A 3162-nucleotide genomic window follows, 5' to 3' on the forward strand; every position below is an offset into this window, starting at 1 on the left:
GGTGGACGGTGCTGCCGGCGGGGAGGCGGGCTTCGCGCGCGCCTGGAGTCGTCGGGTCACCACGACTTCGTGCACCTGGGCGGCCCCGCCGCGGTGTGGTCGAACCACCGGCGGGTGCGGGGCCCGCGGGGTCGCGCGCGACTCCCGGGCTGGTCCGGGCCGAGCTCCGGCGGCGGGGTCGCCGCAGCCGAGCAGGCGGTGGAGGTCGGGTCGGCCGCGTTCATCGCCGTCGACGACCTGGGGGTGGGGTGTGCCGGACCACCTCGTCCACCCGAGGCGCACCGGGGGCTCCCGATCACGCCGCGGTGCGTTCCCACATCACGCGGATGTATTCCTGAACGCGCCGGGACAAGTCCTCCGGGCGACGACGAAGCCTCTTCGGGTGACTGCTCCGCACGGCCCGTGAGCGAACGCTAGTCGTAACCGCGAACGTGGCCGTCTTCGTCGGCGAGAATTTCGTACCCGTCCATGCCAAGCTCCTTTCGTTGGTGTCCGACCCCACAAAGCTAGAGGCTTTCCAGCGTCCTGTGGAGTGAATTTCCGCCGCAACCGGGGTAGTCGCGCGCGGACCGCGGGAGCCGTCTGGACCTCTCCGACCGCCTAGCCCGCCTGTGTTCCACACCACACCCCAAGGCCACAGAGCGGCTACGCACCGCCTCATCAGGCACTCGTGCTGGTCCGCGTTTTCGTCCTTGATGACCCATCTGGAGGACTTAAGCAATGCGAACGATGCTCACCGTCATCGCACTGATGTTGTCACTGTCAGTGCCCACCTCCTTCGCGGCGACCGTCGACCCCGTCGCGAAGACCGTGCAGCTCATCAACTCCTACCGCGCGAAACACGGCGTGCGGCCTCTCACCCTCGATTCCACGATCAGCCGGACAGCGCAGGACTGGGCCGACCAGCTCCACCGGACGGCTGCTTTCGAGCACCGGCCGAACAACGCCTACAGTGAAAATCTTTTCTGGATGGGCGGCCGCACGCGGAAAATCGACGAGGTCATCCAGAAAGCGCTTGAAAGCTGGTACGGCGAATCGCGTGGCTACCAGTACAGCAAGGAGATGACGCCGTCCACGATCAATTACGGCGTCCTGCACTTCACCGCGATGGTCTGGAAGTCGTCCGATCGGGTGGGCGTGGGCCTCAAGCAGGGTGCGAACGGCAACTACGTGGTGGTCAACTTCGCCCTGCGCGGCAACGTCCTGAACCAGTTCGTCCTGAACGTCCCGCCGCCGGTCACCGCGGCCCGGCAGTCTCCGTAACCGCCCTCAGCGCCGCCACGACCGCCGAGAACGGCGGCAGGAACGGCTTCCCCACCGGTACCTCTCCCCGCCACCGGACCCCACCGCCGTCGATCCGCGACGGCGGCAGCGGCACGAGCGTGCCCAGCCGGTGCGTCAGCGCGCCGCGCGCCCGCAACCGGATCAGGTTGACCTGCGAGGCCTCGTCGGCGGACTCGGCGAGCAGGAGCCACCGCCCCGGCGAACCGGGCAGCACCACCACCGGACCGCCGAGCATGCGCACGGACAGGTAGTGCTGCACCTCCCGGCCGGTCCCCGCCGCCATCTCCACGGCCGACACCTGGTGGTCGGTGGTGAGCAGCAGCCGGTTCTCCGACCGCAGCACGAGCCACCCCCAGTCCGCGCAGCGCTCGATCGCGGCCGAGAACGTGTCGAGCCGCGGCAGGACCCCGGACGGCAGTACCTTCTCAGGCGAGTTCATCGTCCTCACCCCCACTTGGTCGGTGCGGTGCAACTCCGATCACACGATTTGACTCTCCCCCGCCAGGAATCCACTATCGGGCCGCCATCGGCACACTCGAACGGGGCTGGAGAGCGTGACTCACCTGCGGGAACGGCACGTCACCATGATCGCGCTGGGTGGCGTGATCGGAGCGGGGCTCTTCGTCGGCACCGGTGCGGGCATCGCCCTGGCCGGACCGGCGGTCCTGCTCTCGTTCGGACTGGCCGGCGCCCTGGCCCTGCTCGTGATGCGGATGCTCGGGGAGATGGCCGCGGAACACCCGAGCCGCGGCGCGTTCTCCGTGCACGCCGAGAAGGCGATCGGCCCGTGGGCCGGCTTCACCGTCGGCTGGGTCTACTGGTCGGCGGTCGGCGTGGTGCTCGCCGTCGAGGCGACCGGCGCGGCCAAGATCGCCTCCGGCTGGCTGCCCGCCGTGCCGCAGTGGGCCTGGGTGCTGGTGTTCATGGCCGCGCTCACCGCGGTGAACCTCGCCGACGTCCGCCGCTTCGGCGAGTTCGAGTTCTGGTTCGCGGGCCTCAAGGTCGCCGCGATCGTGCTCTTCCTGCTGCTCGGCGTGGCGGCCGTCGCGGGCGTGCTGCCCGGCGTCGAGTCCCCCGGTGCGGCGAACCTGCGCGACTTCCTGCCGAACGGCTGGGGCGGCGTGGTCGCCGGGTTCATGGTGACGGTGTTCGCGTTCGGCGGACTCGAGGTCATCACCATCGCCGCCGCCGACGCCGAGCACCCCGCGCACGCCATCCGCAAGGCCGTCCGCACGGCCATGACCCGGCTGGTCGTCTTCTACCTGGGCTCGCTGGCCGTGGTCGTGACCCTGTTGCCGTGGAACGACTCCGAGGTCGGCGCCAGCCCGTACGTGGCGGTGCTGGACCGCATCGGCGTCCCGGCGGCCGGGCAGGTCATGAACGTCGTCATCTTCGTCGCGCTGCTGAGCGCGATCAACGCCACCCTCTACGGCGCCGCCCGCATGCTCAGCTCGCTCGCCGACCGCGGCGAGGCCCCCGGTGCGCTGGCGACGAAGGCCGGTGGCGTGCCGCGCAACGCCGTGCTGGCGTCCACCGCGTTCGGGTTCTTCTCCGTGCTGCTCAACTACCTGTGGCCGGACACCGTGTTCCTGGTGCTGCTCAACGCCGTCGGCTCGGCGCTGCTGATCGTCTGGGCGTTCGTCGCGGTGTCCCAGCTCCGGCTGCGCCGCGACACGCCCGAGCCGAAAGTCCCGATGTGGGGGTTCCCGTACCTGTCCTGGGTGGCGCTGGCGGCGATCGCCGTCGTCGTCGTGCTGATGCTGCTCGACGACCAGGCCCGCGGCCAGATCCTCTCCACCGGCGTGTTCGTCGGCGTCTTCGCCGTGCTCGGACTCGTCCGGTCGCGCTCGCTCAGCCGGGACAGGCCCCAGGGCCTGT

General features: G+C 70.1%; 3 protein-coding genes. 2 read left to right on the plus strand and 1 reads right to left on the minus strand.

All coding sequences use genetic code 11. The annotated features are described in order from the left end of the window. Window positions 1–720: 720 nt before the first annotated feature. Window positions 721–1263 (plus strand): CAP family protein, encoded by a 543-nt coding sequence (locus ACFWGZ_RS40415; protein ID WP_382456875.1) that lies wholly within the window; start codon window positions 721–723, stop codon window positions 1261–1263. On the opposite strand, the gene ACFWGZ_RS40420 is transcribed toward ACFWGZ_RS40415, so the two are convergent. Next, a complete protein-coding gene (locus tag ACFWGZ_RS40420) occupies window positions 1238–1723 on the minus strand; it encodes a hypothetical protein (protein WP_382456876.1) in 486 nt (161 codons plus the stop codon). The two genes, ACFWGZ_RS40415 and ACFWGZ_RS40420, sit on opposite strands and share 26 nt — an antisense overlap. Window positions 1724–1838: 115 nt before the next feature. Here ACFWGZ_RS40420 and ACFWGZ_RS40425 point away from each other — a divergent pair. Continuing rightward, window positions 1839–3162 (plus strand): amino acid permease (locus tag ACFWGZ_RS40425; protein WP_382456877.1); only part of this gene is annotated, 1324 nt, incomplete at its 3' end.

The organism is Lentzea sp. NPDC060358, assembly GCF_042725365.1.
In the GTDB taxonomy this organism is placed as follows: Bacteria; Actinomycetota; Actinomycetes; order Mycobacteriales; family Pseudonocardiaceae; genus Lentzea.

Coding starts and splice junctions, on each gene's coding strand:
- ACFWGZ_RS40415 (WP_382456875.1), top strand. CDS start 721: ATGCGAACGATGCTCACCGTCATCGCACTGATGTTGTCACTGTCAGTG.
- ACFWGZ_RS40420 (WP_382456876.1), bottom strand. CDS start 1,723: ATGAACTCGCCTGAGAAGGTACTGCCGTCCGGGGTCCTGCCGCGGCTC.